This window comes from Microbacterium sp. NPDC055521 (assembly GCF_053619695.1).
The window spans coordinates 251,986-276,748 of the sequence record NZ_JBSHJX010000002.1 but is presented as its reverse complement, the minus strand read 5'-3'; the positions used below and the strand labels follow the sequence as shown (position 1 = coordinate 276,748).

General features: G+C 70.0%; 22 protein-coding genes. 13 read left to right on the top strand and 9 right to left on the bottom strand.

Annotated features, from left to right (window positions below; all coding sequences use genetic code 11):
* Both secA and ACWGSM_RS03185 read left to right on the top strand, forming a co-directional pair.
* On the top strand, positions 1–2,751 hold the full coding sequence (gene secA, locus ACWGSM_RS03190; RefSeq protein WP_452321517.1) for a preprotein translocase subunit SecA: 2,751 nt from the start codon (positions 1–3) through the stop codon (positions 2,749–2,751).
* Positions 2,752–2,820: 69 nt separating this feature from the next.
* The gene (locus ACWGSM_RS03185) at positions 2,821–4,044 is read left to right on the top strand and encodes a pyridoxal phosphate-dependent aminotransferase (protein ID WP_452321516.1); all 1,224 of its coding nucleotides are present in this window, start codon (positions 2,821–2,823) and stop codon (positions 4,042–4,044) included.
* Here ACWGSM_RS03185 and ACWGSM_RS03180 read toward each other — a convergent pair.
* Complete coding sequence (locus ACWGSM_RS03180) at positions 3,992–5,200, bottom strand: AAA family ATPase (protein ID WP_452321515.1); 1,209 nt, start codon at positions 5,198–5,200, stop codon at positions 3,992–3,994. The genes ACWGSM_RS03185 and ACWGSM_RS03180 overlap by 53 nt on opposite strands.
* Complete coding sequence (locus ACWGSM_RS03175) at positions 5,197–5,811, bottom strand: SAF domain-containing protein (RefSeq protein ID WP_452321514.1); 615 nt, start codon at positions 5,809–5,811, stop codon at positions 5,197–5,199. Before ACWGSM_RS03175 ends, ACWGSM_RS03180 begins: the two co-directional genes overlap by 4 nt.
* Before the next feature lie 97 nt (positions 5,812–5,908).
* Between ACWGSM_RS03175 and ACWGSM_RS03170 the strand changes: the two genes are divergently transcribed.
* Positions 5,909–6,187 carry a helix-turn-helix domain-containing protein gene (locus ACWGSM_RS03170; RefSeq protein WP_452321513.1) on the top strand — a complete coding sequence of 93 codons (279 nt, stop codon included), beginning with the start codon at positions 5,909–5,911 and terminating at the stop codon, positions 6,185–6,187.
* Positions 6,188–6,216: 29 nt separating this feature from the next.
* Here ACWGSM_RS03170 and ACWGSM_RS03165 read toward each other — a convergent pair whose 3' ends face one another.
* Positions 6,217–6,810, bottom strand: coding sequence for a hypothetical protein (locus tag ACWGSM_RS03165; RefSeq protein ID WP_452321512.1), 594 nt, complete (start codon positions 6,808–6,810; stop codon positions 6,217–6,219).
* A 148-nt stretch (positions 6,811–6,958) separates the two neighbouring features.
* Here ACWGSM_RS03165 and ACWGSM_RS03160 point away from each other — a divergent pair, with 148 nt between their 5' ends.
* Complete coding sequence (locus ACWGSM_RS03160; protein ID WP_452321511.1) at positions 6,959–7,351, top strand: Rv3235 family protein; 393 nt, start codon at positions 6,959–6,961, stop codon at positions 7,349–7,351.
* A gap of 31 nt (positions 7,352–7,382) precedes the next feature.
* A complete protein-coding gene (locus ACWGSM_RS03155; protein WP_452321510.1) occupies positions 7,383–8,861 on the top strand; it encodes a sensor histidine kinase in 1,479 nt (492 codons plus the stop codon).
* 112 nt (positions 8,862–8,973) lie between these two features.
* Here the strand turns inward: ACWGSM_RS03155 and ACWGSM_RS03150 are convergent, their stop codons facing one another.
* Positions 8,974–9,222: a WhiB family transcriptional regulator gene (locus ACWGSM_RS03150; protein WP_071641453.1), complete on the bottom strand. Its 249-nt coding sequence runs from the start codon at positions 9,220–9,222 to the stop codon at positions 8,974–8,976.
* 202 nt (positions 9,223–9,424) lie between these two features.
* On the opposite strand from ACWGSM_RS03150, the gene ACWGSM_RS03145 reads away from it, so the two are divergent.
* Positions 9,425–9,841 (top strand): hypothetical protein, encoded by a 417-nt coding sequence (locus ACWGSM_RS03145; protein ID WP_452321509.1) that lies wholly within the window; start codon positions 9,425–9,427, stop codon positions 9,839–9,841.
* Positions 9,842–9,902: 61 nt separating this feature from the next.
* Here ACWGSM_RS03145 and bcp read toward each other — a convergent pair whose 3' ends face one another.
* Genes bcp through aroA form a run of 3 tightly spaced genes read right to left on the bottom strand, consistent with a single transcriptional unit; the run spans position 9,903 to position 12,751 of the window.
* The gene (bcp, locus tag ACWGSM_RS03140; protein ID WP_452321508.1) at positions 9,903–10,376 is read right to left on the bottom strand and encodes a thioredoxin-dependent thiol peroxidase; all 474 of its coding nucleotides are present in this window, start codon (positions 10,374–10,376) and stop codon (positions 9,903–9,905) included.
* 9 nt (positions 10,377–10,385) lie between these two features.
* Positions 10,386–11,429: a ribosome small subunit-dependent GTPase A gene (rsgA, locus tag ACWGSM_RS03135; RefSeq protein WP_452321507.1), complete on the bottom strand. Its 1,044-nt coding sequence runs from the start codon at positions 11,427–11,429 to the stop codon at positions 10,386–10,388.
* Positions 11,426–12,751 (bottom strand): 3-phosphoshikimate 1-carboxyvinyltransferase, encoded by a 1,326-nt coding sequence (gene aroA, locus ACWGSM_RS03130; RefSeq protein ID WP_452321506.1) that lies wholly within the window; start codon positions 12,749–12,751, stop codon positions 11,426–11,428. The genes rsgA and aroA overlap by 4 nt, the downstream gene beginning before the upstream one ends.
* A 123-nt stretch (positions 12,752–12,874) precedes the next feature.
* On the opposite strand from aroA, the gene ACWGSM_RS03125 reads away from it, so the two are divergent.
* From ACWGSM_RS03125 to ACWGSM_RS03115, 3 genes are read left to right on the top strand one after another with little or no spacing between them, the layout of a single operon-like run.
* Positions 12,875–13,468 (top strand): sigma-70 family RNA polymerase sigma factor, encoded by a 594-nt coding sequence (locus ACWGSM_RS03125; protein WP_452321590.1) that lies wholly within the window; start codon positions 12,875–12,877, stop codon positions 13,466–13,468.
* On the top strand, positions 13,465–13,707 hold the full coding sequence (locus tag ACWGSM_RS03120) for a zf-HC2 domain-containing protein (RefSeq protein WP_313356534.1): 243 nt from the start codon (positions 13,465–13,467) through the stop codon (positions 13,705–13,707). Before ACWGSM_RS03125 ends, ACWGSM_RS03120 begins: the two co-directional genes overlap by 4 nt.
* A gap of 54 nt (positions 13,708–13,761) precedes the next feature.
* A complete protein-coding gene (locus ACWGSM_RS03115; protein WP_452321505.1) occupies positions 13,762–15,060 on the top strand; it encodes a GNAT family N-acetyltransferase in 1,299 nt (432 codons plus the stop codon).
* A 105-nt stretch (positions 15,061–15,165) separates the two neighbouring features.
* Here the strand turns inward: ACWGSM_RS03115 and ACWGSM_RS03110 are convergent, their stop codons facing one another.
* The gene (locus tag ACWGSM_RS03110) at positions 15,166–18,837 is read right to left on the bottom strand and encodes a multifunctional oxoglutarate decarboxylase/oxoglutarate dehydrogenase thiamine pyrophosphate-binding subunit/dihydrolipoyllysine-residue succinyltransferase subunit (RefSeq protein WP_452321504.1); all 3,672 of its coding nucleotides are present in this window, start codon (positions 18,835–18,837) and stop codon (positions 15,166–15,168) included.
* 249 nt (positions 18,838–19,086) lie between these two features.
* Here ACWGSM_RS03110 and ACWGSM_RS03105 point away from each other — a divergent pair, with 249 nt between their 5' ends.
* Positions 19,087–20,403, top strand: coding sequence for a hemolysin family protein (locus ACWGSM_RS03105; RefSeq protein ID WP_452321503.1), 1,317 nt, complete (start codon positions 19,087–19,089; stop codon positions 20,401–20,403).
* Positions 20,400–21,461, top strand: a complete 1,062-nt coding sequence (locus ACWGSM_RS03100; protein WP_452321502.1) for a hemolysin family protein — start codon at positions 20,400–20,402, stop codon at positions 21,459–21,461. The genes ACWGSM_RS03105 and ACWGSM_RS03100 overlap by 4 nt, the downstream gene beginning before the upstream one ends.
* A gap of 60 nt (positions 21,462–21,521) precedes the next feature.
* Here ACWGSM_RS03100 and ACWGSM_RS03095 read toward each other — a convergent pair whose 3' ends face one another.
* Positions 21,522–22,604 carry an NADH:flavin oxidoreductase/NADH oxidase gene (locus tag ACWGSM_RS03095; protein ID WP_452321501.1) on the bottom strand — a complete coding sequence of 361 codons (1,083 nt, stop codon included), beginning with the start codon at positions 22,602–22,604 and terminating at the stop codon, positions 21,522–21,524.
* Between the two features lie 52 nt (positions 22,605–22,656).
* Between ACWGSM_RS03095 and ACWGSM_RS03090 the strand changes: the two genes are divergently transcribed.
* Both ACWGSM_RS03090 and ACWGSM_RS03085 read left to right on the top strand, forming a co-directional pair.
* Positions 22,657–23,508, top strand: coding sequence for an ADP-dependent NAD(P)H-hydrate dehydratase (locus tag ACWGSM_RS03090; protein ID WP_452321500.1), 852 nt, complete (start codon positions 22,657–22,659; stop codon positions 23,506–23,508).
* Between the two features lie 34 nt (positions 23,509–23,542).
* Positions 23,543–24,733 carry a hypothetical protein gene (locus ACWGSM_RS03085; RefSeq protein WP_452321499.1) on the top strand — a complete coding sequence of 397 codons (1,191 nt, stop codon included), beginning with the start codon at positions 23,543–23,545 and terminating at the stop codon, positions 24,731–24,733.
* Positions 24,734–24,763: the final 30 nt, after the last annotated feature.

Genomic DNA, 24,763 nt, shown 5'->3' with positions numbered 1-24,763 from the left:
GTGGCGAATCCTCTCGAGAAGCTGCTGCGCGCGGGCGAGGGACGCATCCTCCGTCGGCTCAAGCAGGTCACGAAGGCCGTGAACGCGCTCGAAGACGACTTCGAGAAGCTCACCGACGACGAGCTGCGGAATGAGACCGCCGAGCTGCGCGCGCGATTCGACGAGGGTGAGACCCTCGACCAGCTCATGCCCGAGGCCTTCGCCGCCGTGCGCGAGGCCGCGCGTCGCACCCTGGGCATGCGCGCGTACGACGTGCAGATCATGGGGGGTGCCGCGCTGCACTTCGGCAACATCGCCGAGATGAAGACGGGTGAAGGCAAGACGCTCGTCGCCGCCTTCCCGTCGTACCTCAACGCCATCGCCGGCAAGGGCGTGCACGTCATCACGGTGAACGACTTCCTCGCCTCGTATCAGTCCGAGCTGATGGGTCGCGTGCACCGCGCTCTGGGGATGACGACCGGAACCATCGTGTCGGGCCAGACCCCCGAGGTGCGACGCCAGCAGTACGCCGCCGACATCACGTACGGCACGAACAACGAGTTCGGCTTCGACTACCTGCGCGACAACATGGCGTGGCGCAAGGAGGACCTCGTCCAGCGCGAGCACTTCTTCGCGATCGTCGACGAGGTCGACTCGATCCTCATCGACGAGGCCCGCACGCCGCTGATCATCTCCGGACCATCCTCCGGCGAGGCGAACCGGTGGTTCACCGAGTTCGCCAAGATCGCCCGCACGCTCGAGGCGGGCGTCGACTACGAGGTCGACGAGAAGAAGCGCACCATCGGCGTCCTCGAGCCCGGCATCGAGAAGGTCGAGGACTACCTCGGCATCGACAACCTCTACGAGTCGGCCAACACCCCGCTCATCTCGTTCCTGAACAACTCGATCAAGGCCATCGCGCTGTTCAAGCGCGACACCGACTACGTCGTGATGAACGACGAGGTCATGATCGTCGACGAGCACACCGGCCGCATCCTCGTCGGGCGCCGCTACAACGAAGGCATCCACCAGGCCATCGAGGCCAAGGAGGCGGTGCCGGTCAAGGCCGAGAACCAGACCTTGGCCACCGTCACCCTGCAGAACTACTTCCGTCTGTACCAGAAGCTCGCCGGCATGACCGGAACCGCCGAGACCGAAGCGGCGGAGTTCATGTCGACCTACAAGCTCGGCGTGGTTCCGATCCCGACCAACCGCCCGATGATCCGCAAGGACCAGCCCGACCTCGTGTACAAGAACGAGCAGGCGAAGTTCGCGCAGGTCGTGGAGGACATCGCCGAGCGTCATCAGGCCGGTCAGCCGGTGCTGGTCGGCACGGTGAGCGTCGAGAAGAGCGAGTACCTCTCGCGCCTGCTCGCGAAGAAGGGCGTCAAGCACGAGGTGCTCAACGCCAAGAACCACGCGCGTGAGGCCGAGATCGTCGCCCTCGCGGGAAAGCTCGGCGCGGTCACGGTCGCCACGAACATGGCCGGTCGAGGCACGGACATCATGCTCGGCGGAAACGCCGAGTTCCTCGCCGTGCAGGAGCTCAGGGCCAAGGGACTCGACCCGGAGGAGACTCCCGAGGAGTACGAGGCCGCGTGGGACGACACCTACGAGGCGATGAAGAAGCAGGTCGCCGAGGACGGCGTCAAGGTGACCGAGGCGGGTGGCCTGTACGTGCTCGGCACCGAGCGCCACGAGTCGCGCCGCATCGACAACCAGCTGCGCGGACGCTCGGGCCGCCAGGGAGACCCCGGCGAGAGCCGCTTCTACCTGAGCCTCACCGACGACCTGATGCGTCTGTTCCAGTCGGGTGCCGCCGAGGCGATCCTGGCCCGCACCAACTTCCCCGACGACGTGCCGATCGAGTCGGGACTGGTCAGCCGTGCGATCCGCAGTGCGCAGTCGCAGGTCGAGGCGCGCAACGCCGAGATGCGCAAGAACGTGCTCAAGTACGACGACGTGCTGAACCGCCAGCGTGAGGCCATCTACGCCGACCGCCGTCAGATCCTGCACGGCGACGACATCGCCGACCGCGTGCAGCACTTCATCGAGGATGCGATCGGCGGGATCGTCGACGACCACACGAGCGCCGGCCACACCGAGAGCTGGGACTTCGACTCTCTGTGGGCGGAGCTGAAGACGCTGTACCCGATGGACGTGACGATCGACGAGGTCGTCGCCGAGGCTGGAGACCGCAAGGGCGCCATCACCGCGGAGGGGCTCAAGCGCGAGCTGCTCTCCGACGCGAGGATCGCGTACGAGAAGCGCGAGGAGACGCTCGGCGAGGCCGCGACGCGCGAGCTCGAGCGCCGGGTCGTGCTGCAGGTGCTCGACCGCCGCTGGCGCGATCACCTCTACGAGATGGACTACCTCAAGGACGGCATCGGTCTGAGGGCGATGGCGCAGCGCGACCCGCTGATCGAGTATCAGCGCGAGGGGTACGCGATGTTCCAGGCGATGATGGGCCAGATCAAGGAGGAGTCGGTCGGCTACCTCTTCAACCTCGAGGTCGAGGTGCGTCGCGCCGGCGACGACCAGACCGAGGTCGAGGCCAAGGGCCTGGTCGACGAGCAGCCCGTGCAGAAGCTGGAGTACTCGGCGCCCGACGACGCCGGCGGCGTCGAGGTGCGAGACGCGAGCGGCCAGGTGCAGAAGGCGGCCACCGCGCGCGCCTCCGCCCGCGGCGCATTCGGCCAGTCGGTGGAGGCCGATGAGCAGCCCGCCGGCAACCGCGAGCAGCGTCGGGCGCAGAGCAAGAAGAAGAAGTAGTGCGCACTGACGCGGGCGGCCAGCACCGCCCGCGTCAGCAGCACACGCCGCGGCCGGTATCCTGGCGGAATGACCCGCCGTACCCTTGACCAGTCGTCGAAGCTGAGGAACGTTCTCTACGAGATCCGCGGCAAGGCTCTTGTCGAGGCGGCGCGCCTGGAGTCCGAGGGGCATCAGATCCTCAAGCTGAACACCGGCAACCCGGCGACCTTCGGCTTCGAGGCACCGCACCAGATCGTGCGCGACATGCTCGCTGCTCTGCCGACCGCGCACGGCTACAGCGACAGCAAGGGCGTGATCTCGGCTCGCCGAGCGGTCGTCAGCCGCTACGAGGAGGTCGAGGGCTTCCCGCGCTTCGACCCCGACGACGTGTACCTCGGCAACGGTGTCTCCGAGCTGATCACCATGGTCATGCAGGCGCTGCTCGACGAGGACGACGAGGTGCTCATCCCCGCCCCGGACTACCCGCTGTGGACGGCCATGACCTCGCTCGCCGGCGGCACGCCGGTGCACTACATCTGCGACGAGGAGAACGGCTGGCAGCCCGACCTCGAGGACATCCGCTCGAAGGTGACGCCGCGCACCAAGGCGATCGTCATCATCAACCCCAACAACCCCACCGGCGCCGTGTACTCGAAGGAGGTGCTCGAGGGCCTCGTGCAGATCGCGCGCGAGAACGAGCTGCTGCTGCTCTCCGACGAGATCTACGACCGCATCCTCTTCGACGACGCCGAGCACATCCCGACCGCCACGCTCGCCCCCGATCTGCTCTGCCTCACCTTCAACGGGCTCTCCAAGACCTACCGGGTCGCCGGCTACCGGTCGGGGTGGGTGGTCATCACGGGGCCGAAGTCGCACGCCCGCGGGTTCCTCGAGGGCATCACGCTGCTGGCATCCACCCGCCTGTGTCCCAACGTGCCGGCGCAGTACGCCGTGCAGGCGGCGCTCGGAGGGGTGCAGTCGATCGACTCGCTGATCGCGCCGACCGGCCGGCTGCACGAGCAGCGCGACATCGCCTGGAGCGGTCTGGAGGCGATTCCCGGCGTCAGCTGCGTGAAGCCCGCCGGGGCGCTGTACGCCTTCCCGCGACTGGACCCCGAGGTGCACGAGATCCGCGACGACGAGAAGCTCGTCTACGACCTGCTCGTGTCCGAGAAGATCCTGCTCGTGCAGGGCACCGGATTCAACTGGGCCACACCCGACCACCTGCGCGTCGTCACGCTGCCGGAGGCGCGCGTGCTCAGCGAGGCGATCGAGCGCCTCGGGAACTTCCTCTCGAGCTACCGGCAGTGACCTCGGTACGGGCGCCGAGACCGGCGGCGATGCGCCGCACGGCGCTCACCAGCTGAGACCGGGGCGAGACGTCGGCGATCGCTCTCGCGTGCAGCGCCGCGGAATCGGCCGCCCGCTGATCGTGCGGCACGAAGGCGACGTCGTCGATTCCCGCGAACCGACTGAGCGTGCGCCGGATCTGCCCTCTCGCGTCGATGCCGAGCGGGCCGGGACGGGCCCGGTTGGCGACGACCGTGACCGGTGTCTCACCGACGAGGTGGCGCAGCTCGGCGTATCCGCGCAGGAACCGGCTGACACCGAGCGGATCGGCGCCGAGCACGGCGATCACCACATCGGCCTCGAGCAGCACGGCGGCTGTCGCCGCGTGGCGCTGCGGCGCCTCGGGCCCGAGCTGATCGTCGTCTTCGTCGAATGTCGCGGCGACATCGACGACGGTCTCGTCCTGCCAGTCCCTGGCGACGGCGAGCGTCGCGCGCAGGCGCGACGCCGCGAGCTCCGGCCACCGGCTCGGACGGTTCAGCCCGCCGAGCACATCGAGCACTCCCGCCGAGGTCTCGACCGGCACGGCGAGCCGGGACAGCTCCGCGACGTCGAGACTTCCGAGCTGCGCTCGTCGGCACGCCGCGGCGAGCCCGGGGGATTCATCTCCCAGCCCCAGCTGAAGCGCGATCGACGGCGCGACGCTGTCGGCGTCGACCAGTGCGGTGCGACGCCCGGCCCTGGTCAGCTCCACGGCGAGCTGGATGGCCAGCGTGGTGCGCCCCGGCGCGCCGTGCGGTCCCCACACCGCGAGCACGCGCGGCGGCCGGCCGGCGGCGGACGATCCGCCGGTGGCACCCCCGCCGGTGATCGCGGCGAGCACCCCCGCCGCGGGTGTGTCGAACGGCAGCGGTGCCGGCAGGCCGAAGCGGGAGGCGAGCCGCGAGTCCGCCGTGCCGACCGGCACCACGCGCACGGCGGCGCGATCGCAGGCGCCGATCAGGTCGGCCGTCAGTAGAGCGCGGATCGGCGGGATGAGCAGCGCATCGACGCCCGCCAGGTGCAGCGCCGGCACGTCATGGGGGCGCACGAGAGTGACCTGCGCTCCCTCGAGCTCGAGATCGCTCGCGAGCAGCGCCGCATCGGAGCCGTCTTCGACGATGATCAGATTCATCATGACCCGGCCCCCGTCGGGACGATCGAGATGGCGTCCTCGCCGGTGATCGCGGCCAGCACATCCGCGACATCGGCCCGGTCGACGACGACCTCGACGTCTATCCGCCCTCCAGCCAGCATCCCGTCCTCTTCGGCGACACGCGCGATGACCGCATCCGCGACGAGTATCCGCGGCTCCTCGAACGCACGCCCCTCGTCGATCGGGGGCGCGTGCCACAGCTCGACCACCGCCCCGGCCGACACGTCGGCGGGGACGGCCGTGCTGCGGATCACGACCGACGTCGTGCGCAGGGCGTCGGGGTCGCCGACCGCGGCGAGCGGCACGAGCTCACCGGCGGTGAGGGTGCGCACCGCGACGGCGCCCGGCTTCAGACTCTGCGGAGCGAGATACGAGTCGCTCAGCGCGCCGAGCCCCACCTCGACGACCTGCAGCTCCGCCGAGCTGATCGTCTCGCCGGGAAGCACCGTTCTCGTCGCCTGCAGGACCGGAGCCGTCTGACGCGAGGTCGACACCAGAACCCAGACGCCGGCGATCGATGCGAGCACGAGCGCCACGCCGATCAGGAATCGCAGATCGCCGAAGAACGGGCGGTGGGCGCGGGAGCGGATCATGCAGACATCGTCACAGAAGTCCGATGATCGCCGCCGAAGTTATCCACAGCGGCCGGTCGCTGAGGGCTTTCATGCCACGGCGGGGGAGAATGAGTGCATGTCCGAAGCATCCCGAGAGGCTCCGCGCTTCCTCGCGCCCGCGCAGGTGGCAGAGCTTCTCAGCATCGAGGTCGACGAAGTCATCGACCTCGTGCACGCGGGTCGGCTGCGCGGCTCCCAGGTTGGTTCGCCGCCGCGGTGGCGGGTGGAGCACACCAGTCTTGCGGAGTACCTCGACGCGCAGTCCGAGGAGGCACGTCGGATGGCGCTGTGGCGGCAGTCGAACGAGGCCAGCTTCCCCGAGGTGTGGGGGACGGCGCCGCTGCGGCGAGACTGACCCGCGCGCAGCCGCCGCCTTCCGCGCGATCAGACGACGTCCGAGGCGTCTTCCACGCGCACCCAGCTCAGCGTGGTGAACGGGATGCTGCGGAATCCGTGCACCGAGCGCACGCGCCGCGGCTCGTGCGGATCGTGCAGTGCCAGATCGAGGTGATCCGCACCCGCGCGGTCGATGGTGCCGTGCTGAGGGTCACCGGAGCGTCTGCCGACCGTCACGGGAATGCGCCGCCGTGCAAGGTCGCGCAGGACGAACCCGAGCGTCATCCGTCCGCGCAGGCCACCGTCCGGTGCGTCGGCGGACAGGCTGCCGAGCAGCGCGCCGTGGTCGACCGCGAGCGATTCGATGGCCTCCAGCGGGGCGATCCGCATCCGAGAGTCGCCGCCCGCGCTCACCCCCACCCAATCGGCGCCGACGACGCGCAGCAAGGCATCCCATCGCTCACCGCCGGCCAGTTCCAGCACCATCCTGCCTTCGATCGCGGTCATCGTCCGCAGCCGGTCGTGCAGCGTCAGCTTCGAGATCCGCAGCCGCTCGGACTCGGCATCCAGCGCCGCGCGCTCCGCCTCCCACTCGGCCGCGAGCTGACCCTCCAGGTCGTCGAAGAGATGCTCCCATTCCACACTGTCGACAGTAGAGCAGAACCGTTCGGGACGATGCGGGTTCTCCACAGCCGGGCACGATCACCCTCGGCCGTTCGGATCCCGTGTGTTATTTTCGTGGGGTTCGCTACGAAGATGAGCAGCACCACGAGCCGGGGGGTATCGGGGAATGAAGACGACGTTGAACGAGTACTTCGCTCCGCAGCCGACCTCGGCGGCCGAGCTTCCTGATCCCGTGCCGCTGCTGCGCAGTCTGACCCAGGGCGCGCTGGAGGTGCTCGCCGGTGTCCGTGAGGTGGACCAGCTCGCGCGCTGGTTCAGCGAAGACGCGTTCCGCGCCCTGGTCACCCGGGCGAACCTGTCGGCGCGCGCTCGCAGCGCCCGCAACCAGGCTCCAACGCGCCCCAGCTTCCAGATCCTCTCCATCCGCGAGAGCGCACCGGTCGACAACGTCGTCGAAGCGGTCGTGGTGGTGGCGGGGCCAGGGCGCACGCGTGCGGTCGCGATCCGGCTGGAGGGTTTCGACGGACGCTGGCGCGCCAGCTCCCTCGCCATCCTCTGAAGGGGGCGCGGCGCGCCAGTAGGCTGAATCCGTGTCAACACTCAGCGACCTCGTCCACGCCCAGGGTCTCCTCACCGATGCCGATGTCGAATGGCTGCATCGCCTGGCCGGTGACGGCCAGCTGCTGGCGGATCTCGCCTCGGCCGACATGGTGATCTGGATCGAGACCTCCGACGGCTCGTTCGTCGCGGTCACCCATTCGCGACCGAGCGGCGCGGCCACCCTGTTCTACCGTGATCTCGTCGGCGAGAAGGTCCGCCCGCAGTGGCGCACGCAGGTGCAGGCGGCGTTCGAGTCCGGTGCGATCGTCGACTCGTCTTCGCCGGACTGGTTCGAGGAGACCCCGACCCGGGTGCGTGCCGTGCCGATCCGTCGCCGGGAAGGGAAGGACGAGGGCCAGATCATCGGCGTCCTGACCCGGCACACCAACCTCGGCGAGGTGCGGATGCCGTCGCGCCAGCAGATCAGCTTCGACGAATGCGCCAACGATCTGTTCCACATGATCGCCTCAGGCGAGTTCCCCGACCTGGCCGCTCCCACCGCGCCGCGTCGCGGAGCTCCGCGCGCCTCCGACGGACTGATCCGCCTCGACGTCGACGGCATCACGACCTTCGCGAGTCCGAACGCGCTGTCCGCCTTCAACCGGATGGGCTTCGACGACGAGCTCGAGGGGGAGGCGCTCGCGGAGGTCACCACGCGGCTCGTCCCGCCGTCGCGGCAGGTCGACGAGTCGCTGCCGGTCGTCGTCACCGGACGCGCCCCCTGGCGCACCGACATGGAGGCGCGCGGCGTCACCGTGTCTCTGCGAGCCATTCCGCTCAAGGACCACGGCAACCGGATCGGGGCCATCGTGCTGTGTCGCGACGTGTCGGAGCTGCGGCATCAGGAGCAGGAGCTGATCACCAAGGACGCGACGATCCGCGAGATCCACCACCGCGTGAAGAACAACCTGCAGACCGTTGCCTCGCTGCTGCGCATCCAGGCGCGTCGAACGCATTCCGACGAGGCGCGGGAGGCGCTCACGCAGGCGATGCGGCGCGTCGAGTCGATCGCCGTCGTGCACGACACCCTCGCCAGCGGCCTTTCGCAGACGGTCGATTTCGACGAGGTGTTCGACCGGGTGCTGAAGCTCGTGGCTGAGGTGGCGTCCGCGCCCAACACCCGCGCGCGCACGCAGCTCGAAGGACGCTTCGGTGTGCTCCCGAGCGAATACGCGACCCCGCTCGCCCTCGCACTCACCGAGGTGGTGACCAATGCCGTCGAGCACGGCCTGGCAGGTCAGGAGGGAATCGTGCGCATCGAGGCGAGCCGCACATCCGAGCTGCTGCGCGTGACCGTGGCCGACACCGGACACGGCCTGCCCGAGGGACGGGTGGGCCAGGGACTGGGCACGCAGATCGTGCGCACGCTCATCCAAGGCGAGCTCAGCGGCAGCATCGAGTGGAAGGGTGCCGAGGGTGAGGGCACCCAGGTGATCATCGAGATCCCGATGCGCTGGATCTCCGTCTGACCCTCGATCTCCGCTGCCCCACGTCGCAGCGAAGCGCCGGTCATCCGGGAGGATGACCGGCGCTTAGCGGATCGCGTGCTCGGCAGGCGAGCGGAGTGAGTCGAGCGGCTGGTCAGCCGGCGCGGCGGGCGCGAGCGGCACGGCGCTTGAGTGCGCGGCGCTCGTCTTCGGAGAGACCGCCCCAGACGCCCGAGTCCTGACCGGATTCGAGGGCGTACTGCAGGCAGATCTCTGTCACGGTGCAGGTGGCGCACACGGCCTTGGCCTTTTCGATCTGGTCGACCGCTGGCCCGGTGTTCCCGACGGGGAAGAACAGCTCGGGGTCGACGGTCAGGCAGGCTGCTTTATCGCGCCAGTCCATACGGGGGGCTCCTCAGAGATAGGTGTTTCGGTGTGGGGCGCCGTTCGTGCGGCGCGCAGATCGGGTAAGCGGATCGGGGTCGGCTACCCTGGTGATGCGGGCGATACCCGCCCCACTCCGATGTGGGAGCACATGGCTTGTTCCATTGTGTTACAGAAACAATCCGAAATCAAGGTTTTTCTACGCTCCTGAAAGGACCTTCGTGCGCACCTCCGGCCCGACCACCGCCGCCGCCATCGTGCTCGCCCTGGAGGGCGTCGCCCTGGGGATCGTCTGCGTCATCGAACTGCTGGCGCTGGGTGCGGGCGACACATCCTCGAGCATGGGCGGCATCGCGCTCATCGTGCTCACGCTGGTCGCCGCCGTGGCCCTCGGCGCCTTCTCGTGGGGCACGCTGCGGCGCGCCTCATGGGCACGGTCCGGGGGAGTGCTGTTCCAGGTCCTCGGTGTCGCCCTCGGGCTGGCATCGCTCAGCCTCGAGCCGAAGGTGTGGCTTTTCACGCTCGGAGTCGGCGGAACGGCGCTGATCGGACTGGTGCTGCTGATCAGCGCCACGCGCCGCGACGGCGCATCGGATCCGCGCCTGCGCCCGGGCGACGAGCCGCACGACCGCGGCTGACGCCGCGTGACAGCGGCTGACGCCGCGCGACCGCGGCTGACGACTGAGCAGCGTCGGAGGCTCAGGCGTCGACCCCGAGCGCCTTGCGCAGTCGGGCGACGTGACCCGTCGCCTTCACGTTGTACTGCGCCGCGGTGATCGTGCCCTGCTCGTCGATGACGAAGGTCGAGCGGATGACGCCCTCGATGACCTTGCCGTAGTTCATCTTCTCGCCCCACACGCCGTAGGTCGCGTGCACCGCGTGGTCCGGGTCGCTGAGCAGGGTGAAGGTGAGCCCGTCGCGCTCGCGGAAGGTCTTCAGCTTCTCGGGCTCGTCACGGGAGACGCCGACGACCGTGTACCCCGCGGCCTGCAGTGACGCGATGCTGTCGCGGAAGTCGCACGCCTGCGTCGTGCAGCCGGGAGTCATGGCCGCCGGATAGAAGTACAGGATGACCTTCCGGCCGCGCAGATCGGCCAGCGAGACGGCCGCGCCGTCCTGATCGAGCAGGGTGAAGTCGGGGGCGGGCGTACCGGGTTCCAGGCGTGTCGTCACCCGACCAGCCTATCCGGCGAAGGTGGTCAGCAGCCGCTGCAGCGATTCGAGCCGGGCCTTCCCGGTCTCGCTCAGCTCGCCGGCGGCTGCGGCCTCATTCAGGGCGCAGTCCTCGGCGTCGGCGAGATGCGTGCATCCGCGCGGGCAGGCCCGAGCGATCTCCGCGAGCTCGGTGTACGCGGTGAGGATGTTGGCGGGATCGACGTGCCCGAGCCCGAACGAGCGGACTCCGGGGGTGTCGATGACCCAGCCGCTGCCGGCCGCACCGACGTAGCGCAGCGACACGGTCGATGACGACGTGTGCCGGCCGCGGCCGGTCACCTCGTTGACATGGCCCGTCGCGCGGTGCGCCTCGGGGACCAGTGCGTTCACCAGCGTCGACTTGCCCACGCCGGAGTGCCCGACGAAAACGGTGGAGTGGCCCACGAGGGCCGCGCCGATCTCGTCGAGGGGCATGTGCCCGCGGGCGCTCGTGAACACCGTCAGATCCAGACCGTCGAAGTGGGAGAGGAAACCGGCGGGGTCGGCGAGATCGGTCTTCGTCACGACGAGCAGCGGGCGGATGCCGGCATCCAGCGCTGCCACGAGGTAGCGATCCACGAGGCGGGCGCGCGGCTCGGGATCCGCCGCCGCCACGACCACCAGCATCTGGTCGGCGTTCGCGACGATGACCCGCTCGACCTGGTCCGTGTCGTCGGCGCTGCGCCGCAGCAGCGAGGTGCGCTCGACGATGCCGACGATGCGGCCGAGGGTGCCCTCGTCGCCGGAGCGGTCTCCCACGACGCGCGCGCGATCACCGGTCACGATCGGCGTGCGCCGCAGCTCTCTGGCTCTGGCCGCGGTGATCGTGCGCTCCTCGCCCGTGTCTTCACCGAGCAGCACGCTGTACCGGCCGCGGTCGACCCCGAGGATGCGCCCGATCTCGGCGTCGTCGTGGGCGGGGCGGCGCTTCGTGCGCGGACGGTTCGCCTTCGGATTGGGCCGGGTGCGGATGCGGCTCTCGTCGAAGTCCTCGACATCATCGAGGTCGTCGTCGTCGCCGAGCCAGCTCACGCGATGGCGCCCGTCAGCATGCGCTCCCACAGCTGGGTGAACTCCGGAAGGGTCTTGGCCGTGGTGCCGATGTCGTCGATCTCGACCCCCGGAACGCGCAGCCCGATGAGGGCGCCGGTGGTCGCCATCCGGTGATCGTGATGCGCCGGCCAGACGCCGCCGTGCAGCGGGCGCGGGGCGATGCGAAGGCCGTCGGGCAGCTCTTCGGCGTCGCCGCCGAGCGCGCGCAGGTTGTTCACCAGCGCCGCGATGCGGTCGGTCTCGTGGGTGCGGATGTGCCCGACCCCGCGGATGACGGTCGGACCGTCGGCGAAGGCGGCCAGACCCGCGATGGTCGGGGTCAGCTCGCTCGCCGCCGACAGGTCGAGGTCGAGACCGCGGATGCCGTCGCCCGCGCGCACCGTGAGCGCACCGCCGTGCCGGCTGGTGTGCGCGCCCAGCGCGTGCAGGATGTCGGGCAGCAGGGCCCCGGGCTGGGTCGAGTGCAGCGGCCAGCCGGCGATCGTGACCTCTCCGCCGGTCACCAGCGCCGCGGCCAGGAACGGCGCCGCGTTGGACAGGTCGGGTTCGATCGCCACGTCCTTCGCCCGCGGGACGCCCGCCTCGACCAGCCACTCGCCTGCGGCGGGACGTTCGATGCGGATGCCTCGTCGGCTGAGCGACTCGATGGTCATGTCGATGTGCGGCAGGCTGGGCAGCCGCTCGCCGGTGTGCACGAGATGCAGTCCGACGTCGAACCGCGGGGCGGCGAGAAGCAGCCCCGAGACGAATTGGCTGGAACCCGAGGCGTCGATCTCGACGCGGCCCCCGCGGATGCGTCCGTGCCCGCGCACGGTGAACGGCAGCGACCAGGTGCCCTCGTCGTCGATGTCGACGCCCAGGTCGCGCAGCCCGGTGATCAGCGCGCCCATCGGGCGGTGCAGGGCGCTCTCGTGGGCGGTCAGGTGGATCTCGTCGTCGGCGAGGCCCGCCAGCGGGGCGATGAAGCGCATCACCGTGCCGGCCTGGCCGCAGTCGACGGTCACCCCGCCACGCAGGCGGGCTGGGGTGATGAGCAGATCAGGGCCGAACTCGCCGTCGGACGGCTCCTCCTCGATGCCCACCCCCAGCTGACGCAGCGCGTCGACCATGCGACGGGAGTCGTCCGAGTGCAGGGGTCGGATCAACCGGCCCGGACCGTCGGCGATCGCGGCGATCACCAGCTCGCGGTTGGTGAGCGATTTCGAGCCGGGGACCGTGACGGACGCGTGCACGGCGTGCTCGGCGACCGGTGCGACGTACCGGCCGCGCGCGGGTGCAAGGGAATACCGTTCAGTGCTCATCGGTTCTAAGCCTAGTGAAGCCTGCGACAGACGGAGCGGAGAAGACACATGACGGCGAACACCCTGCTCGACCGCTTCGACGTCCACGATGACGATGCCCTCTCGCGCCTAGACTGGCCGGTGATGGACGAGACAGCTTCCCGCGATCCTCGACGCGACTTCGAGGAGCAGGCGATCCCCTTCATGGATCAGCTCTACGCCGCGGCCATGCGCATGACGCGCAACCCGGCCGATGCCGCCGATCTCGTGCAGGAGACGTTCGTGAAGGCGTTCGCCGCGTGGTCCAGCTTCACGCAGGGAACGAACCTGAAGGCGTGGCTGTACCGCATCCTCACGAACACGTACATCAACATCTACCGCAAGCGTCAGCGCGAGCCGTTCCAGGGCACGATCGACGAGCTCGAGGACTGGCAGCTCGGCGGCGCCGAATCGACGACCGCCTCGCACGGTCGCTCCGCCGAGGCGGAGGCGATCGACCGGATGCCGGCATCCGTCGTGAAGGATGCCCTGCAGCAGGTGCCCGAGGATTTCCGTCTCGCGGTCTACCTCGCCGACGTCGAAGGATTCTCGTACCAGGAGATCGCCGACATCATGAAGACCCCCATCGGCACCGTGATGAGCCGCCTGCACCGTGGCAGGCGCATGCTCCGCGAGCTGCTGGCCGACTACGCCGCTGAACGGGGAATCCGCGCGGCCGAACCGAGGAGCAGGAAATGAGCGACTGCGGCTGCGAGAAGGCGCGCCGGGACCTGGAGGAGTACCTCCGCAACGAGGTCTGCCGCACCGGGCACACCGAGATCCGCGAGCATCTCGAGAACTGCGAAGCGTGCAAGGACGAGGCCCTGGTGGCGAAGACCCTCACCGAGGTCGTGGCACGCGCCTGCAAGGAGACCGCCCCCGAAGAGCTGAGGGACCAGGTGCTCGCCCGGCTGCGCGCCGCTCAGGCGACCCACTGACGGCGCACTGACGACGGCGAGATCGGTCGCGCGGCCTCCCCGTAGGCTGGGTGGATGACCGAACCGGAAGAGACCATCATCTCCGTCGACCCGGACTCGCAGCGCCGCCTGCGCGAGAAAGGCCTGGACTACCGCATCGCCGACATGGCGGTCGACGCCGACGCGGAGGGGTTCCTCCGCGCGGACTCGCGCGGGTTCCTCGATGAGGATCCCACCGACGCCGAGCTGGCCCAGATGCGTGAGACCATGTGCGCACGACGCAACATCGGCGTCTACGATCCCGCGGCCGGCAACTGGCCGATCGCGACGGTCAACAGCTGGGTGACTCCGCTGAGCCTGCCCGGCGGCCAGGTCGACATGTGGGCGATCAGCTCGGTCACGGTCGCCGGGACCCACCGTCGCCGCGGCATCGCGCGCAATCTGCTCGAAGGTGAGCTGCGGGCCGCCGCAGGCGCCGGCGTCGCGGTGGCCGGTCTCACGGCATCCGAGGCCACGATCTACGGCCGGTACGGCTTCGGCCCCGCGGTGCCGGTGATGCGATTCACCGTCGACACGGCGCGCGCCGGCTGGCGCGACGGCGCCGTGCCATCGACAGGGCGTCTCGTGTACGCCGACAAGCAGACCCTCGCCACCGATCTCGAACGTCTGCACGAGGCATCCCGGGCACGGCGTTCCGGGCAGGTCGCCGGATGGCGCGGCCGGTGGCAGCGCATGGCAGGCCTGGCCGAGGGCGACAAGGAGGCCGCGGCCGTCCGCGGCGTGCGGTTCACCGACGCGGACGGCGCCGTGCAGGGTGCCATGGCGTACACGCTGGCCGAGCTTCCGGGGGTGTTCCGCTCGGAGATGCGCATCCGCTCCATCATCACGACCTCCGACGAGGCGCTGCGCGAGATCTGGCGGTTCGTCGTGCAGCACGATCTGGTCGCCAGGGCCCGCATCGACCTGCGGCCCGTCGATGACCCGCTGCCCTGGCTGGTCTCGGACCAGCGTGCGGTCACGGCCGAGGTGCACGACCACGGCTGGCTGCGGGTGCTCGACGTCGACGCGGCCCTCAGCGCGCGCACCTACAGCGCACCGCTCGACATCGTGCTCCGCGTCGACGACCCGCTCGGGTTCGCTGCCGGCGATTGGCGGGTCACCGTCGACGCGGGCGGCCACTGCCGGATCACAGCGACCTCCGACTCCCCGGACGTGGCACTCGGTGTCGTCGAGCTGTCGGCGATCTATGCCGGGGGAGTTCCGGCCGCGCAGCTCGCCGCAGCCGGGCGCCTCCACGGTGATGCCGATGCGGTGAGCGCGCTCTCCCGCGCCTTCCTGACCACCCCGTCGCCCGTCCTCGGCATCTGGTACTGACTCGGCACCCGGTGCCGACCGGCATCCGGTACCGACCTCGCGACGCTCGCGCGAAAGGCCGCCGCCCTCCGAGGAGGGCGGCGGCCTTTCGCATCCGCTCGAGCGTCAGTCGAGCGTCAGCGCGGTCTTCAGCAGAGCGACCTGCTCAGCCGCGTGCACCTTCGACGAGCCGGTCGCCGGCGACGCCGCAGCCGGACGCGTCACCGCGTGGAACTGCCGCGGGCCGGGCACCGCGGCGAACTCCAGCGCGAGGAACGGCCAGGCGCCCTGGTTCTCGGGCTCGTCCTGCACCCACACCAGCTCGGCGTTCGGGTACGAGTCGGTGATCGCCTTCAACTCGTCGATCGGCGTGGGGTACAGCTGCTCCATCCGCACCAGCGCGATCTCGGGGTTCGGGTTCTTCTCGAGCTCGCTGCGCAGATCCCAGTGGATCTTTCCGGAGTGCACGAGCACGCGCTTCACGGCGCCGCGGTCGAGACCGCGGTCGTCGTCGATGACCGGCTCGAACCGACCCTGGGTGAACTCCTCGACCGGGCTGGTCGCGCCGCGCAGACGCAGCATCGCCTTCGGGGTGAAGACGATCAGCGGCTTGCGCGGGCGGGCGTAGGCCTGACGTCGCAGCAGGTGGAAGTACGACGCGGGCGTCGACGGACGCGCGACGAGCATGTTGTCCTGCGCGCACAGCTGCAGGAAGCGCTCGATGCGTGCCGAGGAGTGATCGGGCCCCTGGCCCTCGTAGCCGTGCGGCAGCAGCAGCACCACACCGGAGTGCTGGCCCCACTTCTGCTCGGCGGAGGACACATACTCGTCGATGACGGCCTGGGCGGTGTTGGCGAAGTCGCCGAACTGCGCCTCCCACAGCACCAGCGCCTCGGTGTTCTCGACCGAGTAGCCGTATTCGAAGCCGACGGCCGCGTACTCGCTGAGCAGCGAGTCGTACACGAAGAAGCGGCCCTGGTTCTCGGAGAGGTTCGCCAGCGGCAGCCATTCCTGGCCGTTCGCGCGGTCGTGCAGCACCGCGTGACGCTGCACGAACGTGCCGCGGCGCGAGTCCTGGCCGGCCAGGCGCACGGGGGTGCCCTCGACCAGCAGCGAGCCGAAGGCGAGCAATTCGCCGAAGCCCCAGTCGATGCCGCCCTCGCGGCTCATCTTCACGCGCTTGTCGAGCTGCTGCTGCAGCTTCGAGTGCACGGTGAAGCCGTCGGGCTTGTTCGCGTGGGCGTCTCCGATGAGGTGGACCACCTCGAGCGGTACGCCCGTGACCTCCGGGGCGCCGATCTGGTCGTCGACCTGGTTGAGCTCCGGCGCGATCGGGGTCGCGCCGGTCTCGGCCGCGTGCGTCTCGGCGAAGGCGATCTCCAGACGGTTCTGGAAGTCGGCCTTGGCCTGCTCGTACTCCTCTTCAGTGATGTCGCCGCGGCCGACCAGGCCATCGGTGTACAGCTTGCGCACCGAGCGCTTCGCCTCGATCAGATCGGTCATCAGCGGCTGGGTCATCGAGGGGTCATCACCCTCGTTGTGACCGCGGCGTCGGTAGCAGACCAGGTCGATGACGACATCGCGGTGGAAGCGCTCGCGGTACTCGAACGCCAGCCGCGCGACGTGGATGACCGACTCGGGGTCGTCGCCGTTCACATGGAACACCGGCGCCTGGACGGTCTTCGCCACGTCGGTGGCGTACACCGACGTGCGCGAGTCCGTCGGCAGCGTCGTGAAGCCCACCTGGTTGTTGACGACGACGTGCACGGTGCCGCCGGTGCGATATCCGCGCAGCTGCGACATCTGCAGGGTCTCGACCACCACGCCCTGACCGGCGAAGGCCGCGTCGCCGTGCACGAGGATCGGCAGCCAGGCGAAGGTGCCGATCGGCTTGCGGTCCTGCTTGGCACGCACGATGCCCTCGAGCACGCCGTCGACGGTCTCGAGGTGCGACGGGTTGGCGGCGAGGTAGACGGGCAGCTCGGCGCCGTCCTCGGCGACGAACGTCCCCTCGGTGCCGAGGTGGTACTTGACATCACCCGACCCGCGCTGGTTGCCGGGGGTCAGCGACCCCTCGAACTCGCGGAACACCTGACCGTAGGTCTTGCCGGCGATGTTGGTCAGCACGTTGAGGCGACCGCGGTGCGCCATGCCGATCGCCGCGCCGTCCAGGCCCGCGTTCGCCGCGCCCTGCAGCACCTCGTCGAGCAGCGGGATGAGCGACTCGCCGCCCTCGAGCGAGAAGCGCTTCTGCCCGACGAACTTCGTCTGCAGGAACGTCTCGAACGCCTCCGCCTCGTTGAGCTTGCGCAGTACGCGCAGCTGCTCGTCGTGGTTGGGCTTGACGTACTTGACCTCGAGCTTCTCCTGGAACCACCGGCGCTGCTCGGGGTCCTGGATGTGCATGTACTCGATGCCGAGGGTACGGCAGTACGAGTCGCGCAGCACGCCGAGGATGTCGCGCAGCTTCATCACGCGGCGTCCGCCGAACCCGCCGGTCACGAACTCCCGGTCGAGATCCCAGAAGGTGAGCCCGTGGCTCTCGATCTCGAGGTCGGGGTGCGAGCGCTGCACGTACTCGAGCGGGTCGATGTCCGCCATCAGGTGCCCGCGCACCCGGTACGAGTTGATGAGCTCCTGCACGCGTGACTGCTTGTCGACGCGCTCGGCGAGGTCCACCGCGATGTCGGCGTTCCAGCGGATCGGCTGGTACGGGATGCGCAGCGAGGCGAAGATGTCCTCGTAGAAGCTGCGCTCGCCGATCAGCAGCTCGTGCACCTTCTTGAGGAACTCGCCCGATCCGGCGCCCTGGATCACGCGGTGGTCGTAGGTGCTGGTGAGCGTGATGGTCTTGCCGATGCCCAGCTCGGTGAGCGTGCGCGGGCTCGAGCCCTGGAACTCGGCCGGGTAGTCGAGGGCGCCCGCGCCGATGATGCAGCCCTGGCCCTTCATCAGACGGGGCACGGAGTGCACGGTCCCGATGCCGCCGGGGTTGGTCAGCGAGACCGTGGTGCCGGCGAAGTCGGCCGCGGTGAGCTTGTTCGCGCGCGCCCGGGCGATGATGTCCTCGTACGCCGAGAGGTACTCGCCGAAGGTCATGGTGTCAGCGCGCTTGATGCTCGGAACGAGCAGGGCGCGCGTGCCGTCGGGCTTCGGGACGTCGACGGCGATGCCCAGGTTGACGTGCGCCGGCGCGACGACTGACGGCTTGCCGTCGACCTCGGCATAGAACACGTTCTGGCTCGGGAAGTCCTTGAGCGTGCGGATCAGCGCCCAGCCGATGAGGTGGGTGAAGCTGACCTTGCCGCCGCGCGTGCGTGCCATGTGGTTGTTGATGACGATGCGGTTGTCGATCATCAGCTTCGCGGGGATGGTGCGCACGCTCGTCGCGGTCGGCACCGTCAGCGACTGATCCATGTTGGCTGCGAGGGTCTTCGGCATGCCGCGCAGCGGCGTGACCCGCTCCTGCTCGGCGGGCGCTTCGTCCTTCGCCTCGCGCTTGGGTGCCTGCGCGGGGATCGGCGCCTGCTTGGCGGGCTTGGCGGTCGTGCGGGCCACCGGCTGCGCGCCGATCACGGGAATGGGCGCGGTGACAGGGTGCGCGGGTTCCGCCGACGTCGCCGACGCACCGCTGGCCGGCTGATCCACGGTATCCGGCGTGTACTGCTCGAGGATCGGCCACCACTCCTTGTCGACCGAGTTGCGGTCCTTCTGGAACTGCTCGTAGAGCTCATCCACGAGCCAGGAGTTGGCTCCGAACCCCCCGTCGCCACCGACGCCGGTCACCTGGTTCGACACGCTCTATCGCCCTCTTTCGTCGCTGAAGCTCACGTGCCACCTGACGCTGACTGCAGCGCCCGGGTCGCACTTGCGTAACAGTCATCAAGCCTAACGCCAAACGGATTCCGAAACGTCTGCGACCACGGCCGTTTCGCCCGACGAGAGCACAGCAGCATTCTGTAAGATCGTGCGCACTATGGACGACCCTCCTTCTTGCAGTACATCGCCCCACTGCCCGCTCCGCGAGGATGTCGAGGGACGCAGCTGATGGAATTCCTGCTGCTGGGCGTGGGGCTGCTGCTCATCGTGGGGACGGGACTCTTCGTCGCCAGCGAGTTCGCTCTGGTCAATCTCGACCGTGCAGACCTCGAAGCCCGCCAGGCCCGGGGTGAATCCCGGCTGGGCCTGACGATCCGCGCGCTGAAGATCACCTCCACGCATCTGTCGTCGGCGCAGCTCGGCATCACACTGACGACCCTTCTGACCGGATACACGATGGAGCCGGCGATCTCGAAGCTGCTCGCGCCGCTTCTCGAGGCCTGGGGCACGCCGGATGCCGCGGCGACGGCCATCTCGGTGACGGTGGCGATGCTCATCGCCACCTTCCTCTCGATGATCCTGGGCGAGCTCGTGCCGAAGAACTTCGCGCTCGCGCTGCCGCGGGCCACGGCGAAGGTGGTGATCCCGTTCCAGACAGGGTTCACCGCCGTCTTCAAGCCCGCCATCGTGCTGCTCAACGGCAGCGCCAACGCCGTGCTGCGCAGCATGGGCATCGAGCCGAAGGAGGAGCTCTCGGGCTCGCGCAGCGCCGAGGAGCTCTCCTCCCTGGTGCGCCGTTCCGCGAGCCAGGGCGTACTCGAGAAGGACACGGCGACGCTGCTCGATCGGAGCCTGAACTTCGCGCGTCTCACCGCCGACGACATCATGACCCCGCGACCGAGCATGCACGCGATCTCGGTCGGCGACTCGGCGGACGATGTGATCCAGCTCGCCAGGCGCACCGGTCACAGCCGCTTCCCGGTGTATGACGACGACCTCGACGACATCACCGGCGTCGTGCACGTGAAGGCCGCCGTGTCGGTGCCGCGTGAGAAGCGGGCCGACGTCCCGGTCGGCGCGCTGAGCACCGAGCCGCTGCGCGTGCCCGAGACGGTGCACCTGGACGTTCTGGTGGCCGAGCTGCGCACGAAGGGCTACCAGATGGCCGTCGTGGTCGACGAGTACGGCGGCACCGCCGGGATCGTGACGCTCGAAGACCTCATCGAGGAGATCGTCGGCGAGGTGTCGGACGAGCACGACCGTTCCAAGGCGGGCATCGTGCGCCGGCCCGACTCGATCACGTTCCCCGGCGAGCTGCGCCCCGACGAGCTGCTCTCGCGCACAGGGATCGAGGTGCCCGAGGGCGAGGTCTACGACACGGTGGCGGGCTACATGATGAGCCTGCTCGAGCGGGTTCCCGTCATCGACGACGAGGTGAGGATCGACACCGGCGTGCTGCGCGTCGCGCGCATGGACGGTCGGCGCATCGACCGCATCCGGTACACCGCCGACCCGGCGGCCGACGCGACGGAGGATGAGCGATGAGCGACTGGGCAGGACTCGTCTGGCTCGTCGTGCTGCTCGCCGCGAACGCCTTCTTCGTCGGCGCGGAGTTCGCCGTCATCTCCGCACGCCGTTCGCAGATCGAGCCGCTCGCCGAACGCGGATCCCGTGCGGCCAGGACCGCCCTGTACGCGATGGAGCACGCCACGCTCATGCTCGCGACCTCGCAGCTGGGCATCACCATCTGCTCGCTGCTGATCCTGAACGTCTCCGAGCCGGCCATCCACCACCTCCTCGAGGTGCCGATGCACGCCCTCGGCTGGGATCCCGCGGTGATATCGGTGAGCGGGTTCGTGATCACGCTCGCGCTCGTGTCGTTCCTGCATGTCGTGTTCGGAGAGATGGTGCCGAAGAACCTCGCGTTCTCGATCCCCGATCGGGCCGTGCTCGTGCTCGCACCCCCGCTGGTCTGGGTGTCGAGGGTGTTCCGGCACGTCATCTGGGCGCTGAACGGCATTGCGAACAGCGTGCTGCGCCTGTTCGGCGTCGAGCCGAAGAACGAGGCGGCGTCGACGTTCACGCTCGAGGAGGTCGCGACGATCGTCGACCGCTCGCGGCGCGAGGGCGTGCTGACCGACTCATCGGGTGCCGTGGCCGCGGCGGTGGAGTTCACCGACAAGAAGGCACGCGACATCGCCGTGCCGCTCGCCGACCTGATCACCCTGCCGGAGACGGCCACGCCCGACGACGTCGAGCGCGCGGTCGCACGCTACGGATTCTCGCGCTACGTGATCGTCGACGACGAGCAGTCGCCGATCGGCTACGTGCACCTGAAGGATGTGCTGCGTGCATCCGAGGGCCCCGAGCCCGACGGGCGGATCTCCCAGCCGCTGCCGTCCAAGCGCATCCACCACATGCTGCCGGTGCAGGAGGAGACCGACCTCGAGGATGCGCTCGCCTCGATGCGTCGCACGGGCCGGCACCTCGCCAAGGTGCGCGACCGCTCGGGCGAGACCACTGCCGTGCTCTTCCTCGAGGACATCCTGGAGGAGCTCGTCGGCGAGGTGCAGGACGCGACTCGCCGCGGTCACGGACGCTGACACGCGCGTGACGCACGAAGGCCCGGCGGTATCCGTCCGCCGGGCCTTCGTGCGCGTGCGTCAGCGCCAGCGCGCTCGCAGATACTGCGACGGCCAGGGCACCTCGGCGCCCAGCTCGTGTGCAGCGCGCAGGCCGAAGTGCGGGTCGCGCAGCCATTCGCGTCCTGCGAAGATCGCGTCGGCAGCGCCTGTAGCGAGGATCTGCTCGGCCTGTGCGCCCGTCGTGATCAGCCCGACTGCTGCGGTGGGCACGAGGCCGCCGGCGCGGACGGTCTCTGCGAACGGCACCTGGAAACCGGGACGGTACTCGATCCGGGGCCGGGCGACGATGCCGCCGCTCGAGACGTCGACGAGGTCGGCCCCGGCGTCCACCGCCCACCGGGCGACCTGCGCGGCCTCGTCGGGAGTGAACCCGCCCTCGGCGTAGTCGGTGGCCGAGAGCCGCACGAAGACCGGCGTCGCGATGCCGGCGACCTCGCGCACCCGCCGCACGATGCGCAGCAGCAGCCGCGCGCGGTTCTCGAGCGGCCCGCCGTACTCGTCGTCGCGCACGTTCGCCAGCGGCGAGAGGAACTCGTGCAGCAGGTAGCCGTGCGCGCCATGCACCTCGATCACGTCGAACCCGGCATCCAGGGCCCGCCGGGCGGCGTCGGCGAAGGCCGCGACGACCCGCTCGATGCCGGCCGCGTCGAGAGCCGACGGAGCCGCGTACCCCTCGAACGCGATCGCGGAGGGGGCGACGGTCGGCCAGCCGCCCTCGGCGGCGGGCACCGTGCCGCGTTGGTCGGCCCACGGCCACCAGGTCGAGGCCATCCGCCCGGCGTGGGCGAGCTGGATGCCGATCAGCCCCCCGCGCGCGTGGACATCGTCGACGATGCGGGCCCAGACATCCCGCTGCTCGTCGTTCCAGATGCCGGTGTCGCGCGGTGAGATGCGCCCCTCGGGAACCACACCGGTCGCCTCGGCGAGGATCAGCCCGGCGCCGCCGGACGCGAACTGCGCCAGGTGCGTGCGGTGCCAGTCCTGCGGCACGCCGTCGACAGCGCTGTACATGCACATCGGCGACACCCACAGCCTGTTCGGGACGGTGAGCGAGCGGATCGCGAACGGGGTGAAGAGACGGGGCGTCGAGGGGATGGTCACATCTCGACGCTATCGCCCTGACGAGGAAGCAGGGCGCGCTAGCGTGGTCTTCATGCTGCGGGAGTGGACGAGCGCCGACACCGGTGCGCTGCTGCGTGTGCCGACCGCCGACGACGACAAGTACTCGCGCGGCGTCGTCGCGCTGCGAACCGGCTCCGCCGCGTATCCGGGCGCCGCGGTGCTCGGAGTGGAGGCGGCCTGGCGAGCCGGCGCGGGGTACGTGCTGTACACCGGCGGCGCGCGAGACGCCGTGCTGGCGCGCCGACCCGAGACCGTGGCCAGGGCCGACGCGGGCAGAACCCGGGTGGGCGCGTGGGTGATCGGGTCGGGGACGGATGCCGAGCACCGCGACGCCCACGAACGTGAGGCGCTCGCGGAGATCCTGGGCGGCGATGCCGCGGTCGTCGTCGACGCCGGCGCGCTCGATCTCGCCGCAGACGGCACCGCGCCGATGGTGCTCACACCGCACGCCGGCGAGTTCGGGCGGCTGCGCGCCGGGCTCGGGCTCGAGGAGATCGACCTCCGCGCGGAGGACGACCGGGTCGCGGGGGTCACCGAGACCGCAGCGCGGCTCGGTGCGACCGTGCTGCTCAAGGGGGCCCGCACCGTGATCGCCGGCCCCGACGCCGCGCCGATCGTGGTCGGCAACGCCCCCGCCTGGCTGTCGACCGCCGGGACCGGAGACGTGCTGGGCGGGGTCATCGGCGCGCTCATCGCCGCCGACCCGAGCCGTTCTCTGGCGGAATCGGCCGCAGCGGCCGTCTGGCTGCACGGACACGCCGCGGCGCGGGCATCCGGAGTCGCGGGGGCGTCGTCGGCACAGGTGCGGCCTGCCGGGCATCCGATCGTCGCGCTCGACGTCGCCGAAGCGCTGCCGGGCGCCATCGGCGAGCTGCTGTCATGACGCCGGGGCGCCGAGGGTGATCTCCCGGCCGTGGGTGGTATGGACAGCGTTCCTGATCGTGCATGCGGTGGTCGCGGCGGCCGGGTGGCTGCTGCCGAGCCAGCCGATGGGAGACGTCGTGCTCGTCTACCAGCCGTGGGCGCGGGCGGCGCTCACTGGCGAGGCGATCGTGGGGATCACCGAGAGCTGGGTGTATCCGCAGCTCGCCCTGCTGCCGATGCTGGCCGCTCACGCGCTGGCACTGCCGTTCACGACGGCGCTCGGCGCCCCGGGGGCGTACCTGGTGGGCTGGGCGCTGCTGGTCACCGCGTGCGACGCGCTCGGGCTCGCCGTGCTGCTGCGGGGCCGGGGGCCGCACCGCCGGTCGGCGGCGTGGTTCTGGATCGCCGCGCTGCCGCTGCTCGGTCCGATCGCGATGTACCGGATCGACGCGATCACGGTGCCGCTCGCTCTGGCCGGCGGGCTGTGGCTGGCCCGCCATCCGCGCGTGGGAGCGGCGGCGCTCGCCGTCGGCGCGTGGATCAAGATCTGGCCCGGCGCGCTGCTGGTCGCCGCGATCGCGGCCGGCCGGCGCGGTGTGCAGCTCGCGGTGACCGCCGCCGCGGTGTCTGCCGCGACCGCCGCCGCGCTGCTCGCGCTGGGCTCTGGTGAGCGGCTCTTCGGATTCATCACCGCCCAGAACGGCCGGGGTCTGCAGATCGAGGCGGTCGCCGCGACGCCCTTCCTCTGGGCAGCGGTCCGCGGCGACGCGAAGATCGAGTACAGCTTCGACATGCTCACCTTCCAGATCGAGGCGCCGGGGGCCGCCGCGGTCGCTGCGGCGACGACACCGGCGATGGTTATCGTCGTGGGCGGGATCGTCGTGCTCGGGGTTCTGCGCGCACGGCGGGGTGCCGCCTGGACGCGCCTGCTGCCACCGCTCGCCCTCGCGCTCATCGCCGCACTGATCGTCACGAACCGGGTCGGATCGCCGCAGTTCACCACCTGGCTCATCGTTCCCGCGATGCTGTGGATCGTCTTCGACCGCGCCCGCGCGCACACGCCGGTCGCTCTCGTGCTGCTGCTGTTCCCCCTGACGTTCTGCGTCTACCCGCTCACCTACGACGGGCTGCTCGCCGCCCAGCCGCTGCCCGTGCTGCTGCTGACCGTGCGCAATGCGATGCTCGTGGTGACGCTCGTCGTCGCCGTGCGTGCCGTGCTGCGCACTCCCGCATCGCGTCGCTGACGATCGACGACGAAACAGATCGACCACGAA

Bases quoted from the DNA above. Each gene is read 5' to 3' on its own strand.
- ACWGSM_RS03125 (WP_452321590.1), top strand. From the start codon at position 12,875: ATGGACGAGACAGCTTCCCGCGATCCTCGACGCGACTTCGAGGAGCAG.
- ACWGSM_RS03185 (WP_452321516.1), top strand. From the start codon at position 2,821: ATGACCCGCCGTACCCTTGACCAGTCGTCGAAGCTGAGGAACGTTCTC.
- ACWGSM_RS03160 (WP_452321511.1), top strand. From the start codon at position 6,959: ATGAAGACGACGTTGAACGAGTACTTCGCTCCGCAGCCGACCTCGGCG.
- aroA (WP_452321506.1), bottom strand. From the start codon at position 12,751: ATGAGCACTGAACGGTATTCCCTTGCACCCGCGCGCGGCCGGTACGTC.
- ACWGSM_RS03100 (WP_452321502.1), top strand. From the start codon at position 20,400: ATGAGCGACTGGGCAGGACTCGTCTGGCTCGTCGTGCTGCTCGCCGCG.
- ACWGSM_RS03180 (WP_452321515.1), bottom strand. From the start codon at position 5,200: ATGATGAATCTGATCATCGTCGAAGACGGCTCCGATGCGGCGCTGCTC.
- ACWGSM_RS03170 (WP_452321513.1), top strand. From the start codon at position 5,909: ATGTCCGAAGCATCCCGAGAGGCTCCGCGCTTCCTCGCGCCCGCGCAG.
- ACWGSM_RS03115 (WP_452321505.1), top strand. From the start codon at position 13,762: ATGACCGAACCGGAAGAGACCATCATCTCCGTCGACCCGGACTCGCAG.
- ACWGSM_RS03150 (WP_071641453.1), bottom strand. From the start codon at position 9,222: ATGGACTGGCGCGATAAAGCAGCCTGCCTGACCGTCGACCCCGAGCTG.
- ACWGSM_RS03175 (WP_452321514.1), bottom strand. From the start codon at position 5,811: ATGATCCGCTCCCGCGCCCACCGCCCGTTCTTCGGCGATCTGCGATTC.
- ACWGSM_RS03120 (WP_313356534.1), top strand. From the start codon at position 13,465: ATGAGCGACTGCGGCTGCGAGAAGGCGCGCCGGGACCTGGAGGAGTAC.
- ACWGSM_RS03105 (WP_452321503.1), top strand. From the start codon at position 19,087: ATGGAATTCCTGCTGCTGGGCGTGGGGCTGCTGCTCATCGTGGGGACG.
- ACWGSM_RS03090 (WP_452321500.1), top strand. From the start codon at position 22,657: ATGCTGCGGGAGTGGACGAGCGCCGACACCGGTGCGCTGCTGCGTGTG.